At 68.1% G+C, this 26,911-nt stretch carries 24 protein-coding genes; 10 read left to right on the top strand and 14 right to left on the bottom strand.

Going from position 1 to position 26,911, the window contains the following annotated elements:
* The coding region (locus ACQKJZ_RS08375; protein ID WP_427730722.1) for a glycosyltransferase family 2 protein at positions 1-727 on the bottom strand (727 nt) is incomplete at its 3' end.
* A 90-nt stretch (positions 728-817) separates the two neighbouring features.
* Between ACQKJZ_RS08375 and ACQKJZ_RS08370 the strand changes: the two genes are divergently transcribed.
* Positions 818-1,930, top strand: a complete 1,113-nt coding sequence (locus tag ACQKJZ_RS08370) for a hypothetical protein (protein ID WP_427730721.1) — start codon at positions 818-820, stop codon at positions 1,928-1,930.
* 6 nt (positions 1,931-1,936) lie between these two features.
* On the opposite strand, the gene ACQKJZ_RS08365 is transcribed toward ACQKJZ_RS08370, so the two are convergent.
* Positions 1,937-2,986 (bottom strand): transglutaminase-like cysteine peptidase, encoded by a 1,050-nt coding sequence (locus ACQKJZ_RS08365; protein ID WP_427730720.1) that lies wholly within the window; start codon positions 2,984-2,986, stop codon positions 1,937-1,939.
* Between the two features lie 123 nt (positions 2,987-3,109).
* Entirely contained in the window at positions 3,110-3,316 is a 207-nt protein-coding gene (locus ACQKJZ_RS08360) for a hypothetical protein (RefSeq protein WP_427730719.1), read from the bottom strand.
* A gap of 246 nt (positions 3,317-3,562) precedes the next feature.
* Between ACQKJZ_RS08360 and ACQKJZ_RS08355 the strand changes: the two genes are divergently transcribed.
* The 5 genes from ACQKJZ_RS08355 (at position 3,563) to ACQKJZ_RS08335 (ending at position 9,555) form a co-directional block, all read left to right on the top strand.
* Positions 3,563-4,945, top strand: a complete 1,383-nt coding sequence (locus ACQKJZ_RS08355) for an exopolysaccharide biosynthesis polyprenyl glycosylphosphotransferase (protein ID WP_312489833.1) — start codon at positions 3,563-3,565, stop codon at positions 4,943-4,945.
* Positions 4,946-4,957: 12 nt separating this feature from the next.
* Positions 4,958-6,196, top strand: a complete 1,239-nt coding sequence (locus tag ACQKJZ_RS08350; RefSeq protein ID WP_427730718.1) for a cell wall hydrolase — start codon at positions 4,958-4,960, stop codon at positions 6,194-6,196.
* A gap of 76 nt (positions 6,197-6,272) precedes the next feature.
* On the top strand, positions 6,273-6,731 hold the full coding sequence (locus tag ACQKJZ_RS08345; protein WP_427730717.1) for a hypothetical protein: 459 nt from the start codon (positions 6,273-6,275) through the stop codon (positions 6,729-6,731).
* Positions 6,728-8,131: a hypothetical protein gene (locus ACQKJZ_RS08340; protein ID WP_427730716.1), complete on the top strand. Its 1,404-nt coding sequence runs from the start codon at positions 6,728-6,730 to the stop codon at positions 8,129-8,131. Before ACQKJZ_RS08345 ends, ACQKJZ_RS08340 begins: the two co-directional genes overlap by 4 nt.
* Positions 8,132-8,196: 65 nt before the next feature.
* Complete coding sequence (locus ACQKJZ_RS08335; protein ID WP_427730715.1) at positions 8,197-9,555, top strand: O-antigen ligase family protein; 1,359 nt, start codon at positions 8,197-8,199, stop codon at positions 9,553-9,555.
* Here the strand turns inward: ACQKJZ_RS08335 and ACQKJZ_RS08330 are convergent.
* From ACQKJZ_RS08330 to ACQKJZ_RS08305, 6 genes are all read right to left on the bottom strand, one after another.
* The gene (locus tag ACQKJZ_RS08330) at positions 9,489-10,145 is read right to left on the bottom strand and encodes a hypothetical protein (protein WP_427730714.1); all 657 of its coding nucleotides are present in this window, start codon (positions 10,143-10,145) and stop codon (positions 9,489-9,491) included. The genes ACQKJZ_RS08335 and ACQKJZ_RS08330 overlap by 67 nt on opposite strands.
* Positions 10,123-12,276: a GumC family protein gene (locus ACQKJZ_RS08325; RefSeq protein ID WP_427730713.1), complete on the bottom strand. Its 2,154-nt coding sequence runs from the start codon at positions 12,274-12,276 to the stop codon at positions 10,123-10,125. The genes ACQKJZ_RS08330 and ACQKJZ_RS08325 overlap by 23 nt, the downstream gene beginning before the upstream one ends.
* 13 nt (positions 12,277-12,289) lie before the next feature.
* Entirely contained in the window at positions 12,290-13,582 is a 1,293-nt protein-coding gene (locus ACQKJZ_RS08320; RefSeq protein WP_427730712.1) for an outer membrane beta-barrel protein, read from the bottom strand.
* Positions 13,583-13,634: 52 nt separating this feature from the next.
* On the bottom strand, positions 13,635-14,108 hold the full coding sequence (locus ACQKJZ_RS08315) for a hypothetical protein (RefSeq protein ID WP_427730711.1): 474 nt from the start codon (positions 14,106-14,108) through the stop codon (positions 13,635-13,637).
* Positions 14,109-14,145: 37 nt separating this feature from the next.
* Positions 14,146-14,745: a polysaccharide biosynthesis/export family protein gene (locus ACQKJZ_RS08310; RefSeq protein ID WP_427730710.1), complete on the bottom strand. Its 600-nt coding sequence runs from the start codon at positions 14,743-14,745 to the stop codon at positions 14,146-14,148.
* A gap of 141 nt (positions 14,746-14,886) precedes the next feature.
* Positions 14,887-16,110 (bottom strand): glycosyltransferase, encoded by a 1,224-nt coding sequence (locus tag ACQKJZ_RS08305; RefSeq protein ID WP_427730709.1) that lies wholly within the window; start codon positions 16,108-16,110, stop codon positions 14,887-14,889.
* Between the two features lie 183 nt (positions 16,111-16,293).
* On the opposite strand from ACQKJZ_RS08305, the gene ACQKJZ_RS08300 reads away from it, so the two are divergent.
* On the top strand, positions 16,294-17,412 hold the full coding sequence (locus ACQKJZ_RS08300) for an acyltransferase family protein (RefSeq protein ID WP_427730708.1): 1,119 nt from the start codon (positions 16,294-16,296) through the stop codon (positions 17,410-17,412).
* Positions 17,409-17,981 carry a serine O-acetyltransferase gene (locus ACQKJZ_RS08295; RefSeq protein WP_427730707.1) on the top strand — a complete coding sequence of 191 codons (573 nt, stop codon included), beginning with the start codon at positions 17,409-17,411 and terminating at the stop codon, positions 17,979-17,981. The genes ACQKJZ_RS08300 and ACQKJZ_RS08295 overlap by 4 nt, the downstream gene beginning before the upstream one ends.
* A gap of 7 nt (positions 17,982-17,988) precedes the next feature.
* Here ACQKJZ_RS08295 and ACQKJZ_RS08290 read toward each other — a convergent pair whose 3' ends face one another.
* The 3 genes from ACQKJZ_RS08290 to ACQKJZ_RS08280 are packed head-to-tail and all read right to left on the bottom strand — an operon-like array spanning position 17,989 to position 20,329.
* Positions 17,989-19,131 (bottom strand): acyltransferase family protein, encoded by a 1,143-nt coding sequence (locus ACQKJZ_RS08290; RefSeq protein WP_427730706.1) that lies wholly within the window; start codon positions 19,129-19,131, stop codon positions 17,989-17,991.
* Entirely contained in the window at positions 19,128-19,676 is a 549-nt protein-coding gene (locus ACQKJZ_RS08285; RefSeq protein ID WP_427730705.1) for a sugar O-acetyltransferase, read from the bottom strand. The genes ACQKJZ_RS08290 and ACQKJZ_RS08285 overlap by 4 nt, the downstream gene beginning before the upstream one ends.
* Before the next feature lie 5 nt (positions 19,677-19,681).
* Positions 19,682-20,329 carry a DUF1349 domain-containing protein gene (locus tag ACQKJZ_RS08280; RefSeq protein WP_427730704.1) on the bottom strand — a complete coding sequence of 216 codons (648 nt, stop codon included), beginning with the start codon at positions 20,327-20,329 and terminating at the stop codon, positions 19,682-19,684.
* Between the two features lie 141 nt (positions 20,330-20,470).
* Between ACQKJZ_RS08280 and ACQKJZ_RS08275 the strand changes: the two genes are divergently transcribed.
* Positions 20,471-21,022, top strand: coding sequence for a TetR/AcrR family transcriptional regulator (locus tag ACQKJZ_RS08275; RefSeq protein ID WP_312490045.1), 552 nt, complete (start codon positions 20,471-20,473; stop codon positions 21,020-21,022).
* A 96-nt stretch (positions 21,023-21,118) separates the two neighbouring features.
* Here the strand turns inward: ACQKJZ_RS08275 and ACQKJZ_RS08270 are convergent, their stop codons facing one another.
* Together ACQKJZ_RS08270 and ACQKJZ_RS08265 are read right to left on the bottom strand one after the other, a co-directional pair.
* Positions 21,119-21,784 carry an OmpA family protein gene (locus ACQKJZ_RS08270; RefSeq protein WP_427730703.1) on the bottom strand — a complete coding sequence of 222 codons (666 nt, stop codon included), beginning with the start codon at positions 21,782-21,784 and terminating at the stop codon, positions 21,119-21,121.
* Positions 21,781-23,616: a cation:proton antiporter gene (locus ACQKJZ_RS08265; protein ID WP_312490047.1), complete on the bottom strand. Its 1,836-nt coding sequence runs from the start codon at positions 23,614-23,616 to the stop codon at positions 21,781-21,783. The genes ACQKJZ_RS08270 and ACQKJZ_RS08265 overlap by 4 nt, the downstream gene beginning before the upstream one ends.
* Positions 23,617-23,721: 105 nt before the next feature.
* Here ACQKJZ_RS08265 and ACQKJZ_RS08260 point away from each other — a divergent pair, with 105 nt between their 5' ends.
* On the top strand, positions 23,722-26,898 hold the full coding sequence (locus tag ACQKJZ_RS08260; protein ID WP_427730702.1) for a TRCF domain-containing protein: 3,177 nt from the start codon (positions 23,722-23,724) through the stop codon (positions 26,896-26,898).
* The last annotated feature ends 13 nt before the right edge of the window (positions 26,899-26,911 follow it).

Below are 26,911 nucleotides of genomic sequence, written 5' to 3'. Positions count from 1 at the left end.
GATACCGGTGGACGTCGCCGGCCTTTTCGGCCGGCGCGTAATCGGACAGGATCCGGTCGTACATGATGCCATGCCCGCGCGCGACCGAGGCGGGATTGCGCGAGATGCGATCGTCGCCGTCGAAATAATATTGGGTCAGCGGCTGGCGGCAGAGTGCGATGCGGCCCGCCCGCTGCAGCTTCAGCCACATGTCCCAGTCCTGGCAGCTGGGCAGGCTGATGTCGAAACCGCCGATCGCGTCGAAGGTCGAGCGGCGAATCATCACCGCCGAACAGCCACCCAGCGTGTTCTCATACAGCAGCGCGGTGGGATCGCCCGCATCGCGGCCGAACTTGGTGTTGCCGCCGCCATTGCCGTCGTGGAAGATCGTGTCGGTGAAGACCGCCACCACGTCGTCCTCGATCAGGGCGACCTGCTCGGCCAGCTTGGTGTCCGCCCAGCCGTCATCGGAATCGAGCAACGCGATCCAGTCGCCCGAGGCGGCGGCGACGCCGATATTGCGCGCATTGGGCGCCCCGGCACGTGCGTCGAGTCCGATGATGCGCACGGGGATCCCCGCCGCCTGCGCCGCTTTCGCCGCGGCGACGGTGGCGCCGTCATCGTCGGAGGCATCATCGACCACGATGATCTCGATCGGTGCGATCGTCTGTCGATTGGCGCAATCGATCGCGCGTCCGATCACCTTGGCACGGTTCCGTGCCGGGATGACTACCGATATCTTCGTCATGATCTATGCTACCCCCTGGGCTACCCCCTGGTCCCCGGCGGAACCTACCGCCATGATCGTCATCATGGCGACCCAATATGGAACCTGTTCATGATCCATTGTCGGACAGTTGCGGGGCGCGGGCGTCGCATTTTCGGGCGGGCACTCGCCCTGACCATATTGACAGGCCAGGTCGTGGGCGCCGGCGCGGTGGCGCGTGAAAGAACCCCCGGTGACCGCGTTCCCGCCGAACAGCCTTTCGCCGCCGATAGCATCTGGAACACCCCGATCGGTCGAGGCGCCGTCTATCAGGCGGCGGATGCGGATGAGAGCCGGATGCTGCACACCGATCATGTCGGCGGGCCGGGTGGCTCCTACCCATGGATCGCCGCCGACGCCATCGGGCTGTACCGCGCCCGCGCGAATGATCCGGTCGCGCGCTGGCACTACAGGGTTCGCCCCGGCAGCGTGCCCTGGCCTGGTGGACCGCCGCAGTCCAACGGTGCGGTCGGCCTGCCCACGCCGGCGGATGTGACGTTTTTGGGCGGATCCGATCAACATGCGATCCTGATCGATCCCCCCGGCCGCTATGCCTATGAGGTCTGGCACGGCGCCAGCCTGGGCCAGCGCGGCTACCGCGCGGATTATCTGGTGCGCACCGACCTGCGCGGCTCGGGCATCGCGAGTGGCGAAGGCCGATCCGAGGGGATTCGCGCCTTTGGCGGCTCGCTGGTCGGCGGGATGATCCGGTGCGACGAACTGGCGAGGGGGGAGATCCCCCACGCCGTGGCGGTGTTGCTGTCGACGACGCAATTGCGCAAAGGCCCGACCATGGCGGACCAGAAGGTCTGGCCGGCGACGCACAGCGATGGCGGCGGCAAGAACGATTATCGGGGCCTGGTGCCGATGGGGGCGCTGCTCGCCCTGCCGCCATCGGTGGACGTCGAGACGCTGCCGCTGACTCGCGAAGGACGCGCGCTGGCCCGCGCCTATCAGCGTTTCGGCGGCTATATCGTCGATGCGACGCACAAGACGATGTCACTCGCCGTCCTGCCGCAGGGGTGCGACAAGCAGATGATCCGCAATCTGTTCGCGGACCGCCGCACCATCCGCGATCGCCTGGTCCGCGTCCTCAACAACGGCCCCAAGCATCCCGGCGGCCCCGGCGAGCGGATCGCGCCGCCGCCCCCGCCCTTGAAACCCGAAGGCCCGGGCGGCGGATAAGGATCGTCAGAGCCGTGCGCTCTGCCAGCGCATGCCGTTCTCGGGCGACTGGACGCTCAGCCAGCTATAGCCGGTCTGGTCGACCCGGCGGATCCAGGGCGTCGCGCTGTCCAGCACCATGTCGCCATCGTCGGTGCGTGCGACCAGCACGGTGTGCAGGCCGGTCTGCGGGCTGAACACCACCGCGAAGCTCAACAACGTCGGGTCATAGCCCTGCGCCACGAGCTGATAGCGCTTTTCGATCGCCAGATCCTCGCAATCGCCCTGCGCACGGTTGCCGATGCCGCTGCGCTGCCATTTCTCGTCGGTGGCATAGACTTGCAGGTCGGAACGCTGGATGACGCGGCCGTTGACCAGCTTGTTGACCGATTGGAGCAGTTTGGCTTCCGTCTCGGCCGACGCTCTGGGGCGAGCGGGGGCGGTGACCGCGATCGTGGCGGCGGGGGGCGAGGGCTCGGCGGGCCGGGCGATCAGTTCCGGCGGTTCCTCCATCCGGGACCAGGCGGGATCGAATAGCGCGATCGCGGCCGATCGGATCGGGGCGGCGGGTGTCGCCACTTGCGGGTCGCAAGGGGCGCCGTCCGCCTGGCACATGGGGGCGACGCGATCCGGCAGATCGAGCCCGAGCTTGCGGCCGAACAGGGGATCGGCGGGCGACGCGGCGAAAAGCGCGTCGCGCGCGGTCTGAACGCTGCGCAGCGCGCGGGGGGTGCCCAAAGTGACCGTGACGCGCGGCGGCGTCTGTGCGCCCAGTGTCTTCAGTACGTCGGGCAGCGTCGCGGCGATGATGTTGGCGACCGCCATGGTGACGGCGGGCAGGCCGGTGGCGATCCGCCCCTGCCAGACGGGCGGGGCGTCCGTGGCGGAGGGCGCGGCGGCGCTCTGCTCCTGACAGAAGGTCCGATCCGTCTGACACATGGCGACGAAGCCGGTGGGCGGGGCCATGGTGTCGCCGCGCGTGAGGAAGCGGGACGGCGCCGCATGCGCCTGAACGGGGTTCGCGGTCGCGAACATCACCGTGATAGCAGCCATCGCCAAGCGTGCTTGGTATCGCATCTCTACCTCCTTGCCTGGAGGAGGGAATGCGACCCGATCGCTTACACGCGGGTGGAGGACAAAGGTTTACCCGTTGTTAACCCATTATTTCCGGCAAGACCTTGCCGGTTTCGAATGGAAGGGTCAGCGGATCGCCATGACGGCCAGGGCGATCACCCCCCAGCACAGACCGGCCGCCGCCGTGATCGTCACCAGGTTGATCACCGACAACCCCTTGGCGGCGACGGTGTCCGTGTCGCCCAGTGGCATGACGGTCGCCACGATCTCATCGTTCACGGCGCCCGCATGGCTGGCAGAGGTCCTGGTATCGAACTCGTGCTGATGGATCATGTTCTGCTTCCTTCTCCTGCACGTTAGTATCGCAAGATTGCGGAATGCTTAACAAGTGGGTTAACGGCGAAAACACCATGTGAGGCGCGGACTTAGCGCAATGTGTTCGCATCATGTCTTGCTGCGCCGCGGCAATGTCGGCCGCTTTAACTCCGTCAATATGCCCCGCAATGGGATTTTGGCTGTCCGCCGACCGTGGACGATGGTCCGGCAGCCCAATTATAGCAGCCCGTCGAGGGGGCTCTTGTGCAATATGTCAGCTTTTCCCGTGTAGATGGCGACGCGCCGGCCGATGCCGGAAAGCGGACCATCACACGTGCGCTTCGACTGCGATTCTATGCCGCGATCCTCATGCTGGATGCCGTGGCGGTCATGGTGGGCGTCGCCCTCGCCAGTGATTTGCGGTTCGATCTGCTGCTGACGTCCGAGACGGCCACGCTGATCGGCGGCATGATCCCGCTTTTCTGTTTCCTCGACCTTGGCAATTGCCGGCCGGACTATCTGAACGATTGGCGTCGCTCGATCCTGTCCATGACGGTCGCGCTGACCAAGGCGGCGTTGCTGCTCCTGTTCTTCGGCTTCATCCTGCATGCCATCGGACAGGCGTCGCGCCTGTTGTTCGGTTATGGCATGATCCTGACCCTGGTGGTGGCGATCGCGTTGCGCGCCGCGATCGTCGGCTTGTCCAGCAGGACCTTTCATGGCGGGGCCGTCAACCATGTGCTGCTGCTCGATGGGGTCAGCATGGAGATGCCGGCGGGCAAGTCGGTCATCGAGGTCGAGCGGATCGACGCCAAGGACTTCAACGATCCCTACCTGCTCGACCAGCTGGCGCGACGTTTCGCCGATGTCGATCATCTGAGCGTCGCGTGTCGCCCGGAGCGGCGGCGCGATTGGGCGATGGCGCTGAAGGGGATCAGCGTGCGCGCCGACATCATCATTCCCGAGCTGGACGAACTGGGCAGCGTCGGTCAGGCGCTGGTCGCGGGATCGTCGACCATCCTCGTCTCCACCAATCCGCTCAGCCCTTATGACCGCATCCTGAAGCGCGGGGTCGACATGTTGCTGGCGGTCATCGCGCTGGCCTTTCTGGCGCCGCTGCTGGTGACGATCGCCATCGCGGTCAAGCTCGACAGCCGGGGGCCCGTCTTCTTCCGGCAGCAGCGTGTCGGTTATGGCAACCGCCTGTTCCTGATGTACAAATTCCGCAGCATGCGCGTCGAAGCGAGCGACGCCCAGGGCGGCCGCTCGGCGGCTCGCGACGACGACCGGATCACGCGCGTCGGCCGCATCATCCGCGCGACGAGCATCGACGAACTGCCGCAGCTGCTCAACGTCCTGCGCGGCGAGATGAGCGTGGTGGGCCCGCGTCCCCATGCATTGGGCTCGCTCGCCGGCGATCAGCTGTTCTGGCATGTCGATGCGCGCTATCATCATCGGCACGCCTGCAAGCCGGGTCTGACCGGGCTCGCCCAGGTACGGGGCTTTCGCGGCGCGACCCATAAGCGGGAAGATCTGGTCAGCCGCCTCCAGGCCGATCTGGAATATCTCAACAATTGGAGCATCTGGCGCGACTTCCTGATCATGCTGTCGACGATCCGCGTGATCGTCCACCGCAATGCCTATTGAGGGGTGCCGGCCGTGACGCGCGCGCTGATCGCCTATTGGGAGGACCGGCGCGGCGACATGGCGCTGTTGCTGGGGGCGGGGCTGTGCGCGCTGATCGGATGCGCGGTCTGGTTCGGCTGGTCGCCCTGGCAGGGCGGCGGCTATCATCGCGCGGGCGGCGGCAGCGCGGTGATCGCGGCGCAGGTGGTGCGACAGGTCGAATCCCTGCCGACCGTCACCGGCGTTCCCCTGGTGACCCCGGTCGCCAATCTGGACGTGTCCGCCGATGTCGCGCGGCGGGTCAACGCGCTGACCCCGTTCGCGTCGGGGCCCAATCCCGCCGCGAGGCCTTTCCTGTGGGCGGGCACCCCGGCGGACCGCGCGGCGGCGGAGACGTGCCTGGCGGCGGCGGCCTATTACGAAGCGGGCAGCGATCCGCTGGGGCAGGTGGCGGTGGTGCAGGTGGTGCTCAACCGCGTGCGCCATCCCGCCTTTCCCAAGACGGTGTGCGGCGTCGTGACCCAGGGGGCGGAGCGGCGCACGGGATGCCAGTTCAGCTTCATGTGCGACGGATCGCTGCATCGCCGTGTTCCGTCGCCCGCAGCGCTCACGATGGCGCAGGCGATCGCGCGCTGGGCACTGAATGGCGGCGTGTTCCGCGCGGTGGGCGGCGCGACCCATTATCATGCCGATTATGTTGTCCCACGCTGGAGCGGGGCGATGGACAAGGTCCTCGCCTTCCACACCCATTTGTTCTTCCGCTGGCGCGGCCCCGCCGGCGCATCGGCGATGCTGCGCGGTGCGCTACAGCCGGGCGAGCTGGCACGCGGCCTGACGGCGATCGCCGCCATGATCGGCAAGGGCGATACGCCGGTCTTGCCGGTGGCGACCGATCCGGCGGCCACGACCATGGTCGCACCGGACGCCGCCCCGGCACCCGTCGTTGCCAGCGGCGCGGTCGTCCGCGCCGACGAATGGCGCGGCATCTTCTATCTCTACTTCGATCCGGCCGACTATCCGGGGCGATTCGCGGTCAAGGCGATCGAGATTTGCGGCAAGCGCCAAAGCTGCCTGGTCTATGGCTGGGACAAGGCCGAGCGCGTGCCCGTGGCGGTGACCGAAGCGCGCCCCGCAGGCGTGCTGTTCGCCTATAGCCGCCGGGCGGCGGAGCAGAAGGCGATGTGGGATTGCGGCCGGATCAAGCGCGACAGGGCCGACCAATGCCTGCCCGGTACGAGCCCGCGGATCGAGGTACCCGCCACCGTCCTGTAGATTCGAGAATTTGGCGCTGTCCTACAGCATTTGGTCTGGAACATAGGAAGAACTCCTGAACAGGGGAGGCACGATTATGGACAGGGGATTGAGGATAGGCACGATCGCGGGGACGGCGCTTCTGGCGGCGGGGCCGGCGATGGCACAGCAGGTGGCGGCACCTGCGGGCTATGCGCCATTGACCGCGCCGTGTTCGGTACAGGCGGACGGGCGCTGCGCGGCGACCTCGGGCGAGACGCCGATGCCCGTCGCCACGCGCGCCGAGCGGCTGGTGCTGGCGACCAACAATGTCGCGGCCGGCCCGCTGACGGCGGTGGGCGGCCTGTATGTTCTGAACCAGGGCTGCGGCGCTTATGGAGCGGTGACGCTGCGCTATCTGGCGGCGGATGGCGTGTCGATGCTGCCGTTGCTGACGCGTACCGTATCGGACACCAATGGCGGCACGAGCCTCTATCTCGGGGCGGGCGCGGTGGTCGACATCAGCCTGACGGGCACGGCCGGGTGCAATGTCCAGCTCGCACGGGTGCCGGCATGAGGCGGCTTGCGCATGCTCTCGCGCTGATCGGTCTCGGCCTGGCCGCGCCGGCCATGGCCCAGACGATCGCACCCGGCTCGGCACCGCTGGCGGCGATCGCCAGCCCGGATTGGCCGCAACAGCCCGTTGATGGCGACAAGGGGCCGCCCGTCGGCGGGCGCATCCATCAACGCTATCGAATCGCCGCGCCGATCGCGGTGCTGGCCTCGTTCGATCAGGTCGCACGGCTGACCGGCGCACCGCCAGAGGCGAGCGACGTCGCCGCCGATCCGCTCTACGGCGATACGCGGCTGACCCTCACGCTGTCCTCGTTCAACGCGCGTCAGCTTCGTCCCGCAGGCGTGATGGCCGCGCCGGTCAACGTCACCGGCCAGCTGATCCGGTTCTGGACGAAGCCAATCGCCAATATCGAACCGCGCCTGGGCGCGTACAGGATTCGCCTTTATTCCGAGGGCGGCCCCGGGGCGCCGGGTGCGAATTATCACGAATACAACGCCGTCGGCCTGGTCCGCGAAGGGCAGAAGGACAAGGAGCAGCGCTGGGGCTCGTTCACCATTCCCGCCGGATCGTTCACGCCGGTGGGCGGCGGCGCCAATCTGGCGGCGGTGACCTGGGCGATGATCGAGGTGCAGGCCAATTCCTCGGCCGGCATGACGATCGCGATCGGCAATGTCGAACTGGTCGCCAACGCCCTGACCAAGGCCAAGCTGATCATCGGGTTCGACGACCAGTATCCCGCGACGATAAACTATGCCGCGCGCGCCATGGCGCGTTATGGGTTTCGCGGTGTCCTGTACGTCTCACCTGCCACCGATACCGGCAAGGCGGGCAAGCTGCCCATCGCGCAATTGAAGACGCTGCACGACAATCTGGGGTGGCAGATCGCCAGCCAGGCCTGGTCGACCGAGGCGGCGACGGGGCCGGGCGGCATCGACACGATGACCGCCGACCAGCGCACCGTCGAGATGGCCCGGTTGCGCAACTGGCAGAACGCATTGGGCCTGACGGGAGGCGGGCATGGCAGCTATTTCAGCAATGTCGGCGTCACCGACATGATCGCCTATCCCATGTTCCGTCAGCATTTCCATTCGATGCGCGCTTATTATTTCGGCGAGTTCGCACAGGTCGAAACCTATCCCTGGGGCGATCCCATGCGCATACGCGCGATGGGGGCGGGCGAGTTTCAATGGGGTAACAGCGCGTCAATCTATTCCACCTACTGGAAAAATCATGTCGATCGCGCCATGGCGCAAAAGGGGGTGGGGTTCCTGGTGTTCCATGACGGGTTGAGCGGTGCGCTGTCCAACTGGCAACCCGCATTCGACCAGTTGATGGCCTATCTCGATGCGAATCGCGCGGCGATCGACGTCGTGACGGTCGAGGATCTGGAGAACCCCTGATCGCCGCGCCTGGCCAACGTGCCGGTCGATGGCACGGATAACGGTGCGGGGCAGGAGAGGGGTGGATGACCGCGACGGATGACAGGATCGGGATCGCCGGCACCGTGCTGGCCGCGATCGTCTTTGCGGAGGTGGTCGCGCTCGGCGTCGACGGGCCGCTGCTCGCCACGATCGCGGCGGCGGTGGAGCTGGTCGGCGGCCTCCTGATCCTGGGGCTGTTGCGGCCCAGCCCGTCCTTCTGGCGACGCTTCGCGGTGCCGCTGGGGCTGGCGGTCCTGGCCTGGGCCTGGATCGCCAGCCCCGCCTGGTTCGCGGTCGATCCCTTCGGCCGGCACTGGAGCGCGCCCGACCTGCTGCCACAGGCGAGCGCGCGCTTTCTGGGCGGCATCGCGATGATGACGGGGGCCGCCGCGATCGGATGGCGGCGGGGCGGGGTGCGCGTAACGGTCGATCGCTGGCTGCTCCTCGGCCTGATCGACATCGCGCTGGCGCTGGCGCTTCGCCAGTACAACCCGGACATGGTCTGGGGGATCGACAAGGGCGACCTGCGCGAGCGGTTCACCGGCACCTTTCTCAACGCCAATGCGGCGGCCTGCTATTTCGCGGTGCTGGCGGTACTGGCGGCCGGGCGCGGCTTTTCGCTGGCGCTGGACCGCACCATGTCGGCGCCGCTGATCGTCCATATCGTGGCGCCCATCGCGCTTCTCGGCGGGATCGGCGCCTGCGTGATCACGGGGTCGCGCACCGCCCTGCTCGTGATGCTGATCGCGCTGGCGCTGCTGGCGTGGCAGTTCGGGCGGCTGTGGTTGCGGCGACAGCGCGGCGCGGTGCGCGGCGTGATGGTCGCGATCGGCGTCATCGCCGCGCTGCTGATCGTCTTCGGCCTGCTGGGCGATGCGACGTTCGACCGGGTGGCCGATATTCAGACCGACTGGGCGGTGCGGGCGGACCTATGGGCGCTGTACGGCCGTCTCGCCGGACAGGCGCCGCTGGGTTATGGACCGGGCGGGCTGGACGATGCGGCGCTGCATGGCTTCGCCACGATCCACGAGGCGCAAATCGCGTGGTTCGTCCACTCGGCACATAATGTCGTGCTGTCGCTGCTGATCACCGGGGGCTACCCCTATCTGGTGATGATGGCGCTGCTCACGGTCGCGCTGCTATTTCCCTATTTCCGCCGCGCACACCGGCTGCGCGAACCGATGGTGGTGGCGGTGGTCGCGGCACTGGCGGTGATCTTCGTCTGCGCGAGCACGGACGTGGCGCTCGACATGCCCGCGCTGGCCTCGGCGGCGGCGGTGCTCGCCGGGCTCGTCTGGGGACGGGCCTCGCGCTTCGTGGCGGAGGCGGCCGGGGATCAGGCGGGGATGCGCGCCTTGACCAGTGCTTCGGCCGGAGAGCCGGCGACCAGCCCCAGCGCATAGGCATAGTTGCGGCCCGACGCCTGGGCCAGCCATGCCGTCTCGTCGACCACATGTTCGCGGGTTTGCGCATCGAGCTGCGACCAGACGGTCACGCCGAAGCGGATGCGCCAGGGTGCGCTGTCGCGTAGAAACGGTGCGGCGCGGTAGCTTTGCGCCAGGGCCCGGATCGCCTTCGGCGACGTGGCGCCGTGGGCCAGCAATTCGACATAGGCGGCGGCCACGTCCGCCTCACCCCAGATGGGGCGGCTGGCCTGTGCCGTGGCGATGTCACGCCGCGCCAGATCGAGTAGCGTGGCCGCGCCGGCGGGATCGCCGGCGGCTTCGCGGGCACGCATGACGCCGCGCAGCAACGCGGCGCGCGGGGGCAGCGCCGACGCGGGCGCGGCGGATCGGATATACGCCTGATCATCCGCCATGGTCGCCAGCCCCGCCGCCTGGCGCACCGATGCCTCGCGGGTCCGCACCACATCCGCCTCGCGGCGCAACGTCGAGACGGCGAAGATCAGAGCAGCGCCGAGCGCCGCCATCGCCGCGGCGTTGGCCGCATGGGCGATGGCGGGCGTCCGCTCATTCCGAGCGGTAATAGGCATTGTATTTGGACGAGTAATAGAGGGCGCCGTAAGCTTCCTCGCCCGAATCGACCATCGAGAACAGTGCGCCGATCACCGGCACGCCGTCCTGCGCCAGCCCATTCAGCGCGGACTTCACCGCGTTGACCGGCGTGTCGCCCCATTTGATGACCAGCACGGCGGCATCGGCCAGCCGCGCGACGGTGCGACTCTCGGCGACGCCCAGCAGCGGCGCGGTGTCGAGGATGATCCGGTCATAGCGTGCGGCCATGTCGCGCAGCAGGGCATGCATCGCCTCGCCGTTGAACAGGTCCTCGGCCATGAACGAATTGCTGGCGACGGGCAGCAGGTCCAGCCCCGGCAAACGGTCGGCGATCAGCACCTGATCGACCGGGCACTGGCCGGTCAGCACTTCGATCAGCCCGGCCTCGGGGCGGATTTCGGCCGCCTCCAGCAACCCGGCGCGACGCAGGTCGGTGTCGATCAGCAGAACCCGCTCGCCGGCCAGCGCGCAGATCCGCGCCAGCGCCAGCGAACTGCTGGTCTTGCCTTCGTCGGGCAGGCTGGACAGCATCGCGACGACGCGCGCACCCGTGCGCTCTGGCCCCGACGACAGCGCGTGACGCAGCACGCGGAAGGTCTCGGCATAGGAACTCATCGGCTTTTCGAGGAGCAACGCCGGCGCCGAACAGCGCTCGCCGGCGGCGTTGCGCAGCTTGCTCGACCGGATGCGCGGCACGCTGGCCAGGACAGGCAGGCCCAGCGCCTCGACATCGCGGGTCGCATAGAGCCCGCTTGCCAGCACTTCGCGCGTCACCACCGACATCGCGCCCAGCACCATCGCGCCCAGCCCGGCGAGAGCGAGCAGCATGCGGCGGTTGGGCGAGGACGGCGACTCGGGCGCCACCGCGCTTTCGATGACCTGCGCCTGGCTCAGCGAGCTGCGCGCGACCTGGTTCATCTGCTGCGCCTGTTCGGCCAGCTTGTTATAGGCGGCGTGCGCGGCGTCGGCCTGACGCTGGTAATTGTCGGCGATCACGCTGGCGCGGGTATCGGTCGACTGCTGGCCACGCAGCCGGGCCATGTCGCCGCGCAGGCTGGCGGCGCGCGCCTGGGCGGCATTGGCCTCGCTCTCCAGGCCGCCGATGATGCGGGTCGCCTCGTCACGGATCTGCTTGTCGATCGCGGCCAACTGCTCGTTGACCTTGATGCTTTCCGGGTGGCGCGGGCCATAGCGGCCGACCACCTCGCCCTGGCGCTGGATCACCTGCGAGCGCTGCGACCGCAGATCGGCGATCACCGCCGAGTTGAGTACGGCCGACACCGCGTCGATCCCGCCCGAGGCGATCTGGGCGCGTGCGACGCGAAGGCGGGCCTGGGCGGCGGCCGCCTCCGACTCGGCGGTGGCGAGCTGTGCGGCCAGCGGGCTGATCTGCTGGTCGGTGACCGTGGCGTCGCCGCCGCTGACGATGCCGGTCTGCGCGCGATATTGCGCCAGCCGGGCATCGGCCTGCATCGCCTGCTGGTTCAGCGTCGCCAGACGCTGGTCGAGATAGCTGGTCTCGCGGCTGGCGGTGCCGGTGCGGCGGCCGACGCTATAGGCGATATATTCGTTGGCGAAGGCATTGGCGACGTCGGCGGCCAGGCGCGGGTCGCTGGCGGTGAAGCCGACATTGACGATGTACGTCATCTTGTCGCGCGCGGTGCTCAACTTGTTGAGCAACCGGTCGGCCAGCTCGGTATCGCGCTTCTCACGCTGCGCCGGGGTGGCATTGGCGGGCAGCGGCTTCATGCCCTTGGTGAAGCCCGGGTCGCTCGCCAGCTTCAACCGGTCGACCACCGCCAGCGCGATGTTGCGCGAGCGCATGACGTTGACTTCGGTGTCGAAGATGTTCTGGTCGGGCCGCTCGCCGCTCATCTGGCCGAGCGCGGCGTTGGGCGAGGGGTCGATCTTCACCCGCGCCACCGCCTCGTACTTCCATGGCATCATCAGGATCAGCGCTGCCGCCACGGTGAAGGTGACGATGGCCACCACCGCGAAGATACGCCAGCGGCGGCGGAACATGCCGATCATCGCGATCCACAGCGCGCGCACGACTCCCGGCCCGGTGGAGGGGGCCGTGTCGGCGAACGGCTCTGCGCTAAGGTCCATGGTCTTCAAAGCCTTACGGATGGATGGAAACGCCGGCGAGGGCGCGGAATTCGGATAGGGCGGGGCCGTTCAGGCCGATGAAGTCGCTGCTGCGCCGCGCGTAGCTGAGGTCCAGGCGGCCGGTCAGCAGACGGCTGGCGAGATAATTGGCGCCGCCCGACACCTGCGACACGCGCGCCTTGCCGCGCACGCCGATGAAATCATTCTCGGCATAGGAAATGCCATAGGACAGCAGCAGGTTGCGCAGCAGTTCGTGATCGAACCGCATCGCTGCGCCCGTGTTGAAGAAACCGCTGCCGCCGAAGGTCGAATCCTGGATGTCGCGGAACGCGTTGACGGTGACGGTCGTCAGGGGCGACGGGAAATACTCGATCTTCGCATCGAACGACAAGCCGCTGATATTCTGGTAGATCGGCGCGGTGAAGCTGCGGTCGATATAGCCGATGCCGGCCGATCCGCGCAGCAGCGCGGTCAGGTCGAGTGAGACGCCGGCCAGCGCACGCACCTCCTTGGAATCGCGATTGGCGATGCCGGGGGCCAGCGGCTGGTCATAGCTGGTGCCGGTATAGGTCACCTGACCGAACAGGCCGGTATCGGGCGTCAGGCCATATTCCAGCTGGATCGCACCGCGTGCGACCTCGCGGTCACGATTGTCCTGAGAGACCAGAAAGCCGGACAGGGTGCGCACCGACTTGAAGTCGTACTTCGCGTAATCGGCGCTGCCGACGAGGCGGACGCGCGCGAAGCGGCCCTCCGCCAGCAACCGGGCCTGGCTCTGCTGGAACGGGGTGACGCTGCGCACATTGACCAGCGCGGCGCCCGAAAACTGCGATTCGTAGCGCCGCGCGGTGTCGAGCGCCGCCGTGATCGCGATGTCGCTGGTGGCATCCAGCCGGCCGATCGTGCCCAGCGCCCAGCCGTCCTGGTTGCGCGGCTTGGCATCGACATAGCGATAGAAGTCGCCCGACCCGTTCAACTGAAGGCTGTGACGCGACCAGTCGGAGCGGACGTTCAGCCGGGGTGAAACACGCAGGAAACCGTCGTCGGTCTTGTTCGACGTCGTCTGATAGACGTTGTCGGTATAGCCCAGTTGCGTGTCGAGCGCGGGGAACAGGGTGAAGGCACCGGCCTTGTACCCGATGGGGTTGGTCTCCGGCCGGCCGCGTTCGATCACGCTTTCGTTGCGTCCACGATCGAAGCTGATCGGCACGACGGTGTCGATGGCGTTGCCGTTCAGCTGTGCCTCGGCGACCGCCGGTGCGATCAGCGCGCAGGCGGCGACGCCCGCCGTCCAGAAGCGATTCATTGGAGCCCCCATGGTTTGCGACCGGACCCCCCGAGGTCCGGCAGGTCGTTTCTTAGTTTTGGGTCGTGTAGTTGACGCCGACGCCACCGCCGCCGACGCTGGGTCCGGCGGCCAGGCTGGCGGCGTTACCCGCCACGCCAGCGGTGCCGCCGGTGCCGGCCTGACCACGGCTGACGGCGGCACGGGCGTTGGCCAGCGCGACCTTGACCTTGCGGGCCGCGTCACCCGACTGGGCCGCCACGAAGTTCAGCGCGGCGAGCGAGACGGCGGCCGGCTGCTGCTGCTGCGAGATGGCGAACATCACGGCCGCTTCGATATCCTGTGCCGTGGCGGTCGCGGGCAGACCGGCGATGGCCGTCTTGATCGCATCGACGACACGCTGCACGGCGGCGGGATCGGGCTCCGCGGTCGTGGCGGCCGGCGTGGCGGCGGGCTGTGCCTGCTGGCCCGTCGCCATGGCGGGCGATGTCAGCATGGTCATCAGAGCGGCGGCCGCCGCCAGCGTCTTTCGCACGTTCGTCGACATATGCTTCCCCCTATGCTCCCCGCGCCCCAACGGGCGATTAGAAATAACGCTCGCCGATCCGCACCGTGTCGCCCGGATAGACGACGACGCCGGGGTCGAGCTTGTATTGATGTTCGGTCGTTTCGCCGAAGCGCTTGATGAAGACCTTCCGCTTGTTCGCGCGGTAGGTGAAGCCTTCGGCGCGAGCGACGGCGTTCAGCGCGGTCAGCCCATTGGAATAGGGATATTCGCCGGGCTTGGTGACCTCGCCCATGATGTAGAAGGGGCGATAGGTCAGCACGTCCAGGCTGACGCGCGGTTCGCGCAGATAGCCGTCGGCAAGCTTGGCCTCTATATCGCGGATGACCTCGCGCGGGGTGCGGCCGATCGCCTTGACGTCACCGATCAACGGCAGCGACAGGGCGCCGCTGTCACTGACGGTGAATTCGCCGGACAGCGTCTCCTCGTTGAAGACGATGATCCGCACCTTGTCCGCGACACCCAGCTTATAGTCCGCGATCGGCGCATCGGTGTTGGCCGTGGTCGTGGCCGTCGTCGCCGGGGCCGTGGGCGCAGCCGGCGCCGGCGTCCGGGCGTCCTGTGCGCCGGCCGATGTCGATGCGGCCAGCAAGGCCAGGCAAAACAAGATTTTACGCATGTACCCAAACCCCCGATACAACGGGCTTGCTATACGCCGCCCGCCAGGGTCGAAACAATCGGCCAATGACGCCGCCGTCCGCCGGTGCGACTCGCGGTTCTACGTGAGTCCGTCCCAATTCCGTACAGGCGGCGCACCGTGTCACGCCGCCGCCTTTCGTTCCCCGACACTGGCGAGCAGCAACCGGTGCAGCTTTTCCGCCTCCCGCATCTGGTCATGGCGTTCGGCCACCAGCGCGCGGCCGGCGTCGCCCATGCGGGTGAGCGTCTCCTCGTCGGCACGTGCGCAGGCCAGCATGGCATCGGCGATCGCCGTGACCGAACCGGGGGTGTAGAGCCAGCCCGTCTCGCCGGTGCGCACCAGGTCGGCGATGGCGGCGACGTTGGTCGCCAGCACCGGCCGGCCGAGCGCCAGCGCCTCCATGACGACGATCGGCAATCCTTCCGCGAAGCTGGCCATCACCATCGCGCGGGCGCGCACGATCTGCGCGCGAACCTCGGCCTCGTCGGCCCAGCCGGTGATGGTGGCGGCGTCGGTGAGATCAAGCCGCGCGATCGCCGCCTCGATCTCGGCACGCAGCTCGCCGTCGCCGACCAGCGTCAGCGTCGCGGGCACACCCTGGCGACGGACCTGCGCCAGCGCCTCCAGCAGCAAAAGCTGGCCCTTCACGCCCGACAGCCGGCCGATATGGACGAAATGCGGCGCGGAAACGGGCGGGGCGGGCGGGGCCTTCAGGAAATCGGCGAGCAGGCCGCAGCGTACCACGGTGATCTTGGCCCAGTCCTGCAATTTCGCCCAACGATAGACCTGGGAGGCGCAGAATTCGGTGATGACCGCGACGAAGGCCGCATGGGCGACCTTCAGCCCCAACTTGATCTGTACCGGCCGGTCAAACTCCTCCGATCCATGGATGGTGATGCTGTATGGAATCCCGGCCATGGTGGCGGCCAACATCGCGATTTCGGCCGCATTGGTACCGAAATGCGTATGCAGATGGCGGATGCCCGCCACTTCCAATTCACGCGCCAGTTTGGCCCCTTCGAGAAAGCTGACCAAATGATGGGGGATCGAGCGGTCGGTGCGTCGTGACAGCTTGGCGGTCAGCCGCATTGCCGCCAGCCAGCGCCTAGGATGCCGCAAAAGCATCGCGCTGCCGGCGATGAGCAACGGCATGACGCCGCCCTTCAGTAGATAGCGCGTACGCTCGCGCTCGGACAGGTCGATCTGGTCGACGACATCGGCGTCCCAGCCGCGCAGAGCCCAGCGATGGATCGTCTCGCCGCGCGCCTCCAGCGCCAGGATTTCGCGCCGAATGAAGCTGTGGCTGACCTTTGGATATTGATTGATGAAATAACCGATAGCCAACGGAACCCCCCATTCGTCGTATCGCGACGCCGGCCTTGGTCGAATGGCCCATGGCAGCGCAATGCCGCAAATTGCTGCACCGTGTCATTACGGGGCAGACCCAACCGGAACCCCTGACGCGGCGGCTTTATCATGCGCAGCGATCAGGATAGCGGGAGGGCATCCGATCGCTTGGGGGGGCGCATGCGATATGTGAGTTTGCCGGCCGATCACGACCGGGACACCGAATTGCCGGGACAGACGCACGGCCGGCCGCCGGTCGACGATGTCACACGCCGCGCGTCCGCCGCCCCCAGGGGGCATCTGGCGGTGCTCGACGGCTGGCGCGGGATCTCGATCCTGTGCGTCCTGGCGGGGCATATGCTGCCGCTTGGCCCATCGGTTTTCGGCGGCAACGTCGCCGTGGCCGCGACCGGCATGGCGCTGTTCTTCACCCTGTCGGGCTTTCTCATCACCACGACGCTGCTGCGCGACGATGCGGTGGTTCCGTTCATCATCAAGCGGCTGTTCCGTATCCTGCCGCTGGCCTGGCTCTATGTCGTCGTCGTGATCGGCGGGATGGGGGCGCCCTGGTCGGTGGTGGTGCCCAACCTGTTGTTCTACGCCAACGCCAGCGAGGCGACCCTGGCCTATGCGCCGCATTTCTGGAGCCTGTCGCTGGAAATGCAATTCTACGCCTTCGTCGCGGTGCTGGTCGCGATCGGGGGGCGGCGCGCCTTGTGGCTTCTGCCGTTGCTGGCAGTGACGGTCACCGGCAATCGTGCCGCCCATCATGTCATGTTCGGCGTTCATACGCTGGACCGCATCGACGAGATCATGGCCGGGGCGACATTGGCGCTGGCCTTGCATCGCGGATGGCGGGCGCCCGCCTGGGCCGCGCGGCCATGGGTCATCGCGGCAATGGTCGCCATCCTGATGCTGGGCATGACCGCGCCCGTGATCGCGCATTTTCCGTATGTCTGCTATGTCCGACCCTATATGGCGGCGTTGGTCGTGGGGCTGAGCCTGGGGCTCGATCATAGCCGGCTGGCGCGGCTGCTGAGGGGGCGGGTGCTCGGCTATATCGCGCGCATCTCCTATGCGCTGTATGTGCTCCACCCGCTGAGCTATGCCGGATGGATGGGAAGCGGCGACGTGGTCGTGCGCTATACCAAGCGGATCGGCAGCTTCATGCTGGCCTTTGGGGGCGCGCATCTGTCGACCTTCTATTTCGAACAGCCGCTGACCCGCTTGGGACACCGCATCGCGCAAGGCGTCAAGCGTCGCGAGCCGACCCCTTCCGAAAGCATCATCACCGCATGACCCAAGCCGTGAGCCCTGTCGCCCGCATCCGTGAAGACCGTAGCGTGTACCGTGAAGGGTGGTGGGCGCAGGGCCTGTGGGCGCTGGCGATCCACCGCCTGTCGGCGGCGCGCTATGCGCGGCGGCGCGGGATTGTGCGTTCGCTTTGGGGGGCGGTCGCGAAGCTGGCCGGCAAATGGGCCGAGTGCGTATGCGGCATCTCGCTGCCCGACTGCGCGACGATCGGGCGGCGGCTGCGCATCGAGCATTTCGGCGGGATCGTCGTCCACGGTGCGACCGTCATCGGCGACGATTGCGTCCTGCGGCAGAATGTCACCCTCGGCAACCGCAGCGAGGATCGACCGATGGAGGCCCCCATATTGGGGGATCGGGTACAGGTCGGCGCGGGGGCGGTGATCCTGGGCGCCATTCGGATCGGCGATGACGCGATCATCGGTGCCAATGCCGTCGTGTTGCACGACGTGCCGGCGGGTGCCGTAGCGGTCGGCAATCCCGCGCGCATCATGGAGCGACGGCCGGCGCAGACCACCGCGGCCTCACATGATCGTCGGAGCGATCCCGTGGCCTAGCGCCACGTCATCCCGCCCCGGCGGCGAACCGGCGGCGCAGGGCTCGGCGCAGCGGCACGTCCCATCGGCGATGCGCGAGGACCGCGAAGCCCAGGGTGAACAGATAGAGCGCGGTGGCGACGCACGCGGTCGTTCCGCTGCTGGCGGGTCGTGTCGCGACCCAGTTCATATACACGTACACGAACGGATAATGGGTTATGTAGAGCGGATAGGATATCCGCCCCGCCCAGCGGCACAGCCCCACCATCGCCCGTCCGCCGCCCGAATGTCGGCCCGCCACGATGATCGCGGGAAAGATCAGCAGCACGCAGATGGCCTGATAGAGCCCGTTCAGCTTGATCGCGCCGACAATGGGCAGCACCGGCGCGGCAAACAGGGCGACGAGGATCAGGCTGAGTATCGGGAACCCCAGCCGCACCGCCGGCAACCGGTCGCGTATTCGATAGACCAGCAGCCCTGTGAGAAAGGGGTAGGCCAGCCGCACTGGCGCGCCCCAGAAATTGGCCAGCCCCCATCCGGTATCATAGGAGCCGAGCGACTGGGCGGTCACGAGCGACGCCAGCGCGGCCAGTCCCGTCAGGGCGACCAAGGCGCGGAGCCGCAACCGCCGCAGGATCAGCGCATAGACCAGATTGGCGATATATTCCTGCAACAGGGTCCAGGCCGGCGCATTGAGCGGATGGCTGTCGCCCAGCCTGTTGGGCAGCGGCGGCGCGGGCAGCGCGAACAGCCCCGCGACGAACGCCAGCAACACCAAGGAGGCGGGCGCCGCCTGCCGATCGCCGGCGAAGGGATCGCCGAGATAGCTGACGAGCCCCAGCAGCGTGCCGAGCACGACCAGCGGGTGCAGCCGCAACAGACGCCGACCGACGAAGCCGCGCATCGTCATCGCGCCCCAGCGATCGTCATAGGCATAACCGATGACGAACCCCGATAGCGCAAAGAAGAAATCGACCGCCAGATACGCATGGGGCAGCATCAGGCGCGCCGGATCGAACAATACGGTGATGCCCTGGATATGGAAGGCGACGACCAGCATCGCCGCCGTTCCACGCAGGCCGTCGAGCACCTCGAAATGCGGTTTGCCGTCGCCCGTATGGTCGATGGCGGGCGTGGGGGCGGTGACGGAACCGGGGCGGATGCCGCTCATCTGGCGGCGGGACGCGCGGGGTTGCCCATCACGGTTACGCCCCTGGCGACATCGCGCGTCACGACGCTGCCCGCGCCGAGGATGGCGTCGTCGCCGATGGTGACACCGGGCAGGATCAGCGCACCGGCCCCGATCCAGACGTTCGCGCCGATCCTGACCGGCCGGCCGAACTCCAGCGCCTGGGCGCGCAGGGCAGGATCGCGCGGATGATCGGCGGTCAGGATCTGTACGCCCGGCCCGATCTGCGTACCCGAACCGATCACGACCTCCACCACGTCCAGGATGACGCAGCCGAAATTGAGGAACACGCCGTCGCCCAGACGGATGTTATAGCCATAGTCGCAGTGGAAGGGGGACCGCACGGTCACCCGCTCGCCGACCTGCCCCAACCCCTCGACCAGCATCGCATGGCGCGCGGGGCCCTCGGCATCGGCGGCCGCATTGTACCGCGCCATCCAGCGCGCGGCGCGGGCGGCGTCAGCGGCCAGTTCGGGATCGTCGGCGACATAGAGTTCGCCGGCCAACATCTTCTGCTTCTGGCTCATCGGGATCAACTCAGATCGTGGAGGTCTTTGCCCAGCGGCGCGGTGATCGTCAGGTCGGAAAAGCGGACCGGCAATCCGCTGCGCTCGGGCGTGCACGCCATCGGCCCGACCCGATAGGACGATGCGACGGGAAAGGGAGCCAGGCGGACGAGCGGCCAGCGCTTGCCATCCGCCGACACCTGCAATCGCAACACGCCCCGCGCGACGGTCGCGCGCATCCAGAGGTCGCCGGCATCGCCCTGATAGGGGCCGGTCGCCCAGTCCGAGCGGCCATCGGTCAGCACGCTGCTCAACATCGCCTGCCCGTCCGACAGCTCTATCCCCGCCTTGACCCAGCGGCGCTCGTCGACGCGGACCATGATGCCGGCCTGATCGTAGAGCTTTTCGTAGCGGCCCCGGATGCGCAGCTGCGCGGTGAAGGCGTCGCCCGTCGGAAAGCCGAGGAAATGACCGCTGTCGCGCGTGAAGCCGTAATGCGTCTCGCGCCAGAAGTCTGTGCCCTGATCGGTCGTGAGCGAGAGTTCGCCCGCCCCGTCCACGCGCCAGCTTTGCGGCGCGTTCAGCCAGCGCCCGTCGCGCCGGCCCAGGATCGCGCGGTCCGTCGCGTTTCCGACATCCTTCCCATTCGCGAGCGTCGGAACGGTCAGCGCCACGGCACCCCCCATGATCGTTCGGCGTGTCAGCCTTGCCTCCGCCATGCGTCTCGTCCTCTTTTGCGCTAGGGCGGTGCGGCGTCCGCCTCGTTCGGACGGCATGTGTACATTTGTACACATGATATGCAATGGAGTTCCGGCATGGCCGACCGCACGGCGCGGCGAAACGATCCCGAACGGCGGCAGCGAATCGTCGACGCGACCCTGGACGTCGTGGCCCGGCACGGCGTGCCCGGCACCAACCATCGCCGGATCGCGGCTGAGGCCGCGGTGCCGCTGGGATCGGTGACCTATTATTTCGCGTCGCTGGAGGATTTGCTGACGGCGGCTTTCCTGCAACTGGCGGAGCGTTCCTCGGCGGCGTTCCATGCCCGCATGGCGCAAGCGACCGACCGCGACGGCGCGCGGGCGGCGATCATCGACATCATCGCCGGATCGATCTGGGCGGAGCCGCGCACCTTGTTGCTGAGTTACGAGCTTTACGCCTTCGCCGCGCGGCATCCGCCGGTGTCGCGCGTGATGCAGACCTGGATGAACAACAGTCGCGCCGCGCTGGAACGGTTCTTCGATCCCCTGACCGCACGCGCGCTGGATGCGCTGGTCGAGGGGATCGGCATCCACAACTCAATCGATGCGCAACCGCTGGATCGCGACGCCATCCAGACCATCGTCGAGCGGGTGGCGCCGAGGTAACCCTTTTCAGCCACACCCGCAGAGGGAGGTTATTCCCCTTGCACCAGGATGGGCCTGGCCTCCATCACCCGGTGGGGCGAACCCCGACCGCCATCGTCAGGGCGTCGGCGTGGCCTGGGCGGGGACGGGGGCGGGCGCGGGCGCGGCGGAGGGCGGCAGGTCGACCTTGATCTCCACCCGACGATTCTTGTCGCGGCCTTCGGGATCGTCCGTTCCGTCGCGCTTGCGATTGGGGGCGATGGGCGTGGCCTCGCCCATGGCGATCACGGTGATCCGTTCGGGCGCGGTACCCTTTTGCACCAGATAGTCACGGGCCGCCTCCGCCCGCTTGCGCGAGGCGGTCAGGTTCGACTGATCCGACCCGCTCGAATCGCTATGCCCCCAGATCGTGATCGGGCCCCCGAGCGCATAGGTCGGATTGGCGAGCAGCGTGTCGAGCAGGGCCGCTCCCGCCGCATCGGGCTTCGCCCCCTTGGCGGGGAAGGGGATGGTCAGGTCGATCGGCTCGGGCGTGGGGGTCGGGGTGGGGGCGGGTTCGATATCGGGGCGGATGATCGACTTGGTCTCCGCGCGATCCTCGGCCGCCGCGCCATTGTCGATCGCCATGGCATTGGCGGCGGTATCGGTCGCGTTGGCGGCGGGCGCCTCCGCCGCCTCGTTGGCGAGGGGCTGGCCCGCGGGCTGACAGGCGGCCAGGGTCAGTCCGATCACCGTCATCCCGATGGGTCCGGCGACCCGCATCGTGCGCTTCAATCTGGTCATGCGACAGCCTCCCCGTTTTCGAACGCGACCTTAGCCTCGGCCTCGGCATGGCGCGAGGGCCCATAGGAAATGACGATGTCCCCATTTTGCGGCGTCGGCCGCGCGGCATGGGTGAAGAAACGGATGCGGCCGTCCTTGCGCAGCACGAACAGCATGTCCGCCTCGTCGGGCAGCGCCGACCGGGCGTGATCGAAGTTGAACTGCTCGCTGATCCGCGTCTTGCGGAAGGTCCAGCCCGCCGCCTCGCGCCGCAGAATATCCTCGACGCCGTGCCCCGCGGAGAACATCGCGCGCCCGCGCAGCGCCTCGGGCAGGCTGCGATGATCCTCGTCGTCGCCGCTTCCGCCCAGCTGATAGACCGAATCGCGGCCGATATCGTGCGCGAACTCGCTGCACACCAGCGCGTTATACGCCTCGTTCTCGGTCGTCGCGACCAGCACCTGGAACTGGCCCAGGTCGAGGCGCTCCTGGGTCGTCTCGGACAGGAGTTCGCCATGATAGGTCTCGATCCCCGCCTGGCGCGGGCCCGACAGCCGCTGCCAGCTGGTATCGGCGATCATCACCGGCAGGCCCAGCGATTGGACCTGCCGGGCGAGCGAGATGCTCCACGGCGTGCTGCCGACGATCAGCAGCCCCTTCTGGGTCGCGCCCGTCACCTTCAGCCAGCGCGCGACGAAGCGGATGCTGAAGCCATGGGCGATGATCGTCGCCACGACGACCGCGAAGGACAGGGTGACGAGGATATTGCCGTCGCCATAGCCCAGCTGGTCGAGCCGCAGCGCGAACAGGCCTGCGATCGCGACCGCGACGACGCCGCGCGGCGCGATCCAGGCGACCAGCAGCCGCTCGTTCCAGGGGATCTTGCTGAAGGCCAGCGCGATCAGCACGGTGGCGGGGCGCACCAGGAACAGCAGCGCCAGCAGGAACGCGGCGAAACGCCACTCGAACAGCCGCAGCACCTCGAAGTCGAGCGAGGCGGACAGAAGGACGAACACGCCGGAGATCAGCAGGACCGTGACATTCTCCTTGAAGGGATGAATGTCGCGCAGCGAGTCGAGCCGCATATTGGCGACCGCGACACCCATCACCGTCACCGCAAGCAGCCCGGTCTCCTGCTGGATCAGGTTGGACAGGACGAAGGTGCCGATCACCGCGACCAGCAAGACCGGCGCTTTCAGATATTCGGGCACATGACCGCGCGGAAAGGCCCAGGCGATCGCCCGCGCCATCGCATAGCCGATCAGCCCGGACACGACCGCCGCGCCCAGCAGGGCGATGACGACGGACAGCAGCGTGCCGCCCTCATCGACCCGGCGCAGATATTCATAGGTGATGACCGCGCACAGCGCCCCCAGGGGGTCGTTGACGATCGCCTCCCACTTCAGGATCGCGCGCGGCCGGGCGGCGATATTGCTTTGTCGCAGCAGGGGGATGACGACGGTCGGGCCGGTCACCACCAGGATGCCGGCGAACAGGATCGCGACCGGCCAGACCAGGCCGGCCACATAATAGCAGGCGATCGCCCCCAATATCCAACCCACCGGGACGCCGATCATCATCAACCGCGTCACCGCGCCTTCGGTCTTGCGAAGCTCACGGAAATTGAGGCTCAACCCGCCCTCGAACAGGATCAGCGCGACCGCGATCGAGATCATCGGCTCCAGCATTTCGCCGAAGGTGTGTTCGGGCACGATCAGGCCGGTCACGGGTCCGGCGATAACGCCCGCGGCGAGCATCAGCGCGATGGCGGGCCACCCGGTTCGCCAGGCCACCCACTGGGCGCCGATCCCCAGGATGCCGATCAGCGCGAAGACAAGGGCTTGTTGTTCCATAGGGCCACTTAACCCTTCGAGGCGGCAAAGGGTACCGCCATCGACCCAATTCGGAACGGGTGGACGAACAGGCGCGTTCGCCGCTTTCCATTGCCAAAGGTCGACATGCCAACGAAAACCACCCCGCATCGCACCGGTCTTGGCATCGCGGAACAGGCCGCCGCGATCTGCGCGCGTCTTGAGACGGACAATGTCCTTGCCATCATGCGCGATGAGATCGCCGCCGCCGAACTGGCGGGAATGTTGGCGGCGATGGCCCCCGAGGCGACCGTGCTGCTATGCCCCGGCAGCGACGCCTTGCCCGGCGATGCGTCGCCCGCGTCGCCCGGCAATGTCGGACAGCGGGTCGCCAGCCTGCATCGGCTGCGCCGTCTGCTGGCGGCCGACGCGCCGCCCCGGATCGCGCTCATCAGCACGGGCGAGGCGGCGGCGCGTGCCTATCCGGCGCCCGAGACCTATGCCGCCGCGCCGCCATCGGTCGCGGTCGGCGACGCGGTCGAACTCACGGCGCTGCATGCCACGTTGCTGGACATCGGCTATATCGATGACGAGCGCGTCGACGAACCGGGCGAGGTCGGCCTGCGCGGACAGGTGCTCGACGTGTTTCCCGCCGATGCGGTGCAGCCGCTGCGCATCGAGACGGTCGACGGGCAAATCTCGGCCATTCGCCGCTATGACGCCGGCGACCAGCGCAGCATCGAGGAGATAGAGCGGCGCGAACTGGGCCGCGTCACCGAGCCGGCACCGGGCGATACGCCGGTCACCTTGCTCGACCAGTTGCCGGATGCGCTGGTGATGATCGATCCGGCCGGCGACGAGCGGCGCGGGCGGTTCCTGAAACTGGTCGCCGACGCGACGCGGCGTGGGTCCGGGCGGGTGCCTGGCGACGTGATCGGCGAGGACCGGTGGCATGAGGCGTTGGAGCAGCGACGCACGGTCACCCTGGAACGCGTGGGCGAGCCGCCGGCGCGCTTCGTGGAGGGGACGGCCCCTTTGCGCGCCTGCGCGAAGCTATGCCGGGCGGCGCTGGAGGAGGGGACGCGCGTCGTCCTGCTGGGCAGCGAGCGCGATGTCCGGTTCCTGTTGCCCCGCCTGGCCAATACGGTGAAGCGCAAGGGCGAGGAGGCCGGGTCCTGGGCCGAGATATCGGCGGCGCCGCCCGGCAGCCTGACGGCGCTGACCGTTCGCGCCGACCGAGGCTTTCGCACCGACGGCGTGCTCGCCATCGCCGCCGCCGACCTGATCGGCAGCCGGGCCGAGCGCGGCGAAGCGCAGATGACCGCGTCTCCGCCACCGTTCGAGGCGAGCGTCGAACTGCGCGTCGGCGATGTGGTGATCCATGAGGATCATGGTCTCGCGATGGTCGCCGGGCTTCAAGCCATGCCGGCGGGCGAAGGCGATGGCGGCGACGCGATCGCGCTGACCTATGCCGACGACGCGACGCGGCTGGTACCGGTCGCGGATGCCGATCGCATCTGGCGCTACGGCGCCGACGAGGATGCGGTCCGCCTCGACAAGCTGGATGGCACCAGCTGGCAGAAGCGGCGGGGGGAGATCGATGCGGCGATCGCGGAGACCGCCAAGGGCCTGACCGCACTCGCCGAAGAGCGCGCGCGCCGCACCGCCCCCGTACTCGACCCCGCACCGGCCGATTATGAACGGTTCGCCGCCGGCTTTCCCTTTTCCGAGACCCCGGACCAGTTGGCGGCGATCGAGGCGGTGCGATCCGACCTGGCCAGCGGGCGCCCGATGGACCGGTTGATCGTCGGCGATGTCGGGTTCGGCAAGACCGAGGTGGCGTTGCGCGCCGCCGCCGTCGCGGCGCTGTCCGGGCGGCAGGTCGCGCTCGCCGCGCCGACGACCGTGCTGGCGCGACAGCATTACGAGACCTTCGCGGCACGGTTCGAGGACAGCGACATCGGCGTCGCGATGCTGTCGCGGCTGTCGACCCCGGCAGAGAAGCGGGCCGTGAAGGCGGGGCTGGCCGATGGGTCAATCCGCATCGTCATCGGCACCGGCGCGGTGGCGGGCAAGGGCGTCATCTACAAGGAGTTGGCGCTGGTCATCGTCGACGAGGAACAGCGCTTCGGCGCCGCCGACAAGAAGAAGCTGGAGGCGTTGTCGCAAGGCCATGTCCTCGTCATGTCGGCCACTCCGATCCCGCGCACCCTGCAGGCGGCGATGGTCGGGCTGCGGCAGGTATCGATCATCGCCACCCCGCCGGCGCGGCGCCAGCCGGTTCGCACGGCGGTCGGCGCCTTTTCCGAGCCGCAGTTGGGTGCCGCGCTGCTGCGCGAGCGAAGCCGCGGCGGGCAGAGCTTCGTCGTCGTGCCGCGCATCGCGGACATGGCGCCGCTGGAGGCGATCCTGGCGCGGCTGGTCCCCGAACTGGAGGTGCTGTGCGCGCACGGCAAGATGGCGGCGGCGGATATCGACGCCGCGATGGTCCGCTTCGGGCAAGGCGATGGCGACGTCCTCCTGGCGACCAACATCATCGAGGCGGGCCTTGATGTGCCGCGCGCCAATACGATGGCGATCATGCATGCCGACCGTTTTGGCCTCGCCCAGTTGCACCAGCTTCGCGGCCGGGTCGGACGCGGCAGCCGGCGCGGGCAGGTGCTGTTGTTCACCGATGCCGAACAGGCGATCGCGCCGCGTACGCTCAAGCGGTTGCGTACCCTCGCGGCGTTCGAGCGGCTGGGTGCGGGCTTTGCGATCAGCGCCCGCGATCTCGACCTGCGCGGGGCGGGCGACCTGTTGGGCGATACGCAGGCCGGGCATATGCGGCTGATCGGGGTCGAGCTGTATCAGCAATTGCTCGAAGGGGCGCTCCGCGCGGCACGCGGCGAAACGGTCGAGCGCTGGACGCCCGTGCTCCATCTCGGCCTGGAGGGGCGCCTGCCCGAGGACTGGGTGCCCGAAGTCGATACGCGCATCACGCTCTATGCCCGCCTGGCGCGGATCGAGACGGCGGATGAACTCGATGCGTTCGAGCAGGAACTGGAGGATCGGTTCGGCGCGGTTCCGGCCGATGCCGGGCGGCTCCTGGGGCTCGCCCGGTTGCGCCTCGACGCGCGCGCGCTGGAGATCGCGCGGATCGATGCCGGGCCGGCGGCGGTCGCGATGGAACCGCGCGGCAAGGCCAAGGCGCTGGCCCGCACGCTGGGCATCACGGAAAAGGGCGGCCGGGCCCTGCTGGCGGAACGTATCGACGACCCCCAAGCCCGTTTCGACCGCGCACGCTCGCTGCTGGCCGACGCCTTGGAGGCATCGGGGGATTGATCGTCCGTCCGGG

The sequence above is a fragment of the Sphingomonas sp. NPDC019816 genome (assembly GCF_050274375.1).
Lineage (GTDB): Bacteria > Pseudomonadota > Alphaproteobacteria > Sphingomonadales > Sphingomonadaceae > Sphingomonas.
This window is presented reverse-complemented; position numbering and strand designations above follow the sequence as displayed.

Excerpts from the sequence above, each read along its gene's own strand:
- ACQKJZ_RS08275 (WP_312490045.1), top strand. The coding sequence starts at position 20,471 with ATGGCCGACCGCACGGCGCGGCGAAACGATCCCGAACGGCGGCAGCGA.
- ACQKJZ_RS08300 (WP_427730708.1), top strand. The coding sequence starts at position 16,294 with ATGCGATATGTGAGTTTGCCGGCCGATCACGACCGGGACACCGAATTG.
- ACQKJZ_RS08340 (WP_427730716.1), top strand. The coding sequence starts at position 6,728 with ATGAGGCGGCTTGCGCATGCTCTCGCGCTGATCGGTCTCGGCCTGGCC.
- ACQKJZ_RS08310 (WP_427730710.1), bottom strand. The coding sequence starts at position 14,745 with ATGCGTAAAATCTTGTTTTGCCTGGCCTTGCTGGCCGCATCGACATCG.
- ACQKJZ_RS08330 (WP_427730714.1), bottom strand. The coding sequence starts at position 10,145 with ATGCCTATTACCGCTCGGAATGAGCGGACGCCCGCCATCGCCCATGCG.
- ACQKJZ_RS08325 (WP_427730713.1), bottom strand. The coding sequence starts at position 12,276 with ATGGACCTTAGCGCAGAGCCGTTCGCCGACACGGCCCCCTCCACCGGG.
- ACQKJZ_RS08270 (WP_427730703.1), bottom strand. The coding sequence starts at position 21,784 with ATGACCAGATTGAAGCGCACGATGCGGGTCGCCGGACCCATCGGGATG.
- ACQKJZ_RS08370 (WP_427730721.1), top strand. The coding sequence starts at position 818 with ATGATCCATTGTCGGACAGTTGCGGGGCGCGGGCGTCGCATTTTCGGG.
- ACQKJZ_RS08260 (WP_427730702.1), top strand. The coding sequence starts at position 23,722 with ATGCCAACGAAAACCACCCCGCATCGCACCGGTCTTGGCATCGCGGAA.
- ACQKJZ_RS08295 (WP_427730707.1), top strand. The coding sequence starts at position 17,409 with ATGACCCAAGCCGTGAGCCCTGTCGCCCGCATCCGTGAAGACCGTAGC.
- ACQKJZ_RS08335 (WP_427730715.1), top strand. The coding sequence starts at position 8,197 with ATGACCGCGACGGATGACAGGATCGGGATCGCCGGCACCGTGCTGGCC.
- ACQKJZ_RS08285 (WP_427730705.1), bottom strand. The coding sequence starts at position 19,676 with ATGAGCCAGAAGCAGAAGATGTTGGCCGGCGAACTCTATGTCGCCGAC.
- ACQKJZ_RS08290 (WP_427730706.1), bottom strand. The coding sequence starts at position 19,131 with ATGAGCGGCATCCGCCCCGGTTCCGTCACCGCCCCCACGCCCGCCATC.
- ACQKJZ_RS08265 (WP_312490047.1), bottom strand. The coding sequence starts at position 23,616 with ATGGAACAACAAGCCCTTGTCTTCGCGCTGATCGGCATCCTGGGGATC.
- ACQKJZ_RS08315 (WP_427730711.1), bottom strand. The coding sequence starts at position 14,108 with ATGTCGACGAACGTGCGAAAGACGCTGGCGGCGGCCGCCGCTCTGATG.
- ACQKJZ_RS08360 (WP_427730719.1), bottom strand. The coding sequence starts at position 3,316 with ATGATCCATCAGCACGAGTTCGATACCAGGACCTCTGCCAGCCATGCG.
- ACQKJZ_RS08320 (WP_427730712.1), bottom strand. The coding sequence starts at position 13,582 with ATGAATCGCTTCTGGACGGCGGGCGTCGCCGCCTGCGCGCTGATCGCA.
- ACQKJZ_RS08365 (WP_427730720.1), bottom strand. The coding sequence starts at position 2,986 with ATGCGATACCAAGCACGCTTGGCGATGGCTGCTATCACGGTGATGTTC.
- ACQKJZ_RS08345 (WP_427730717.1), top strand. The coding sequence starts at position 6,273 with ATGGACAGGGGATTGAGGATAGGCACGATCGCGGGGACGGCGCTTCTG.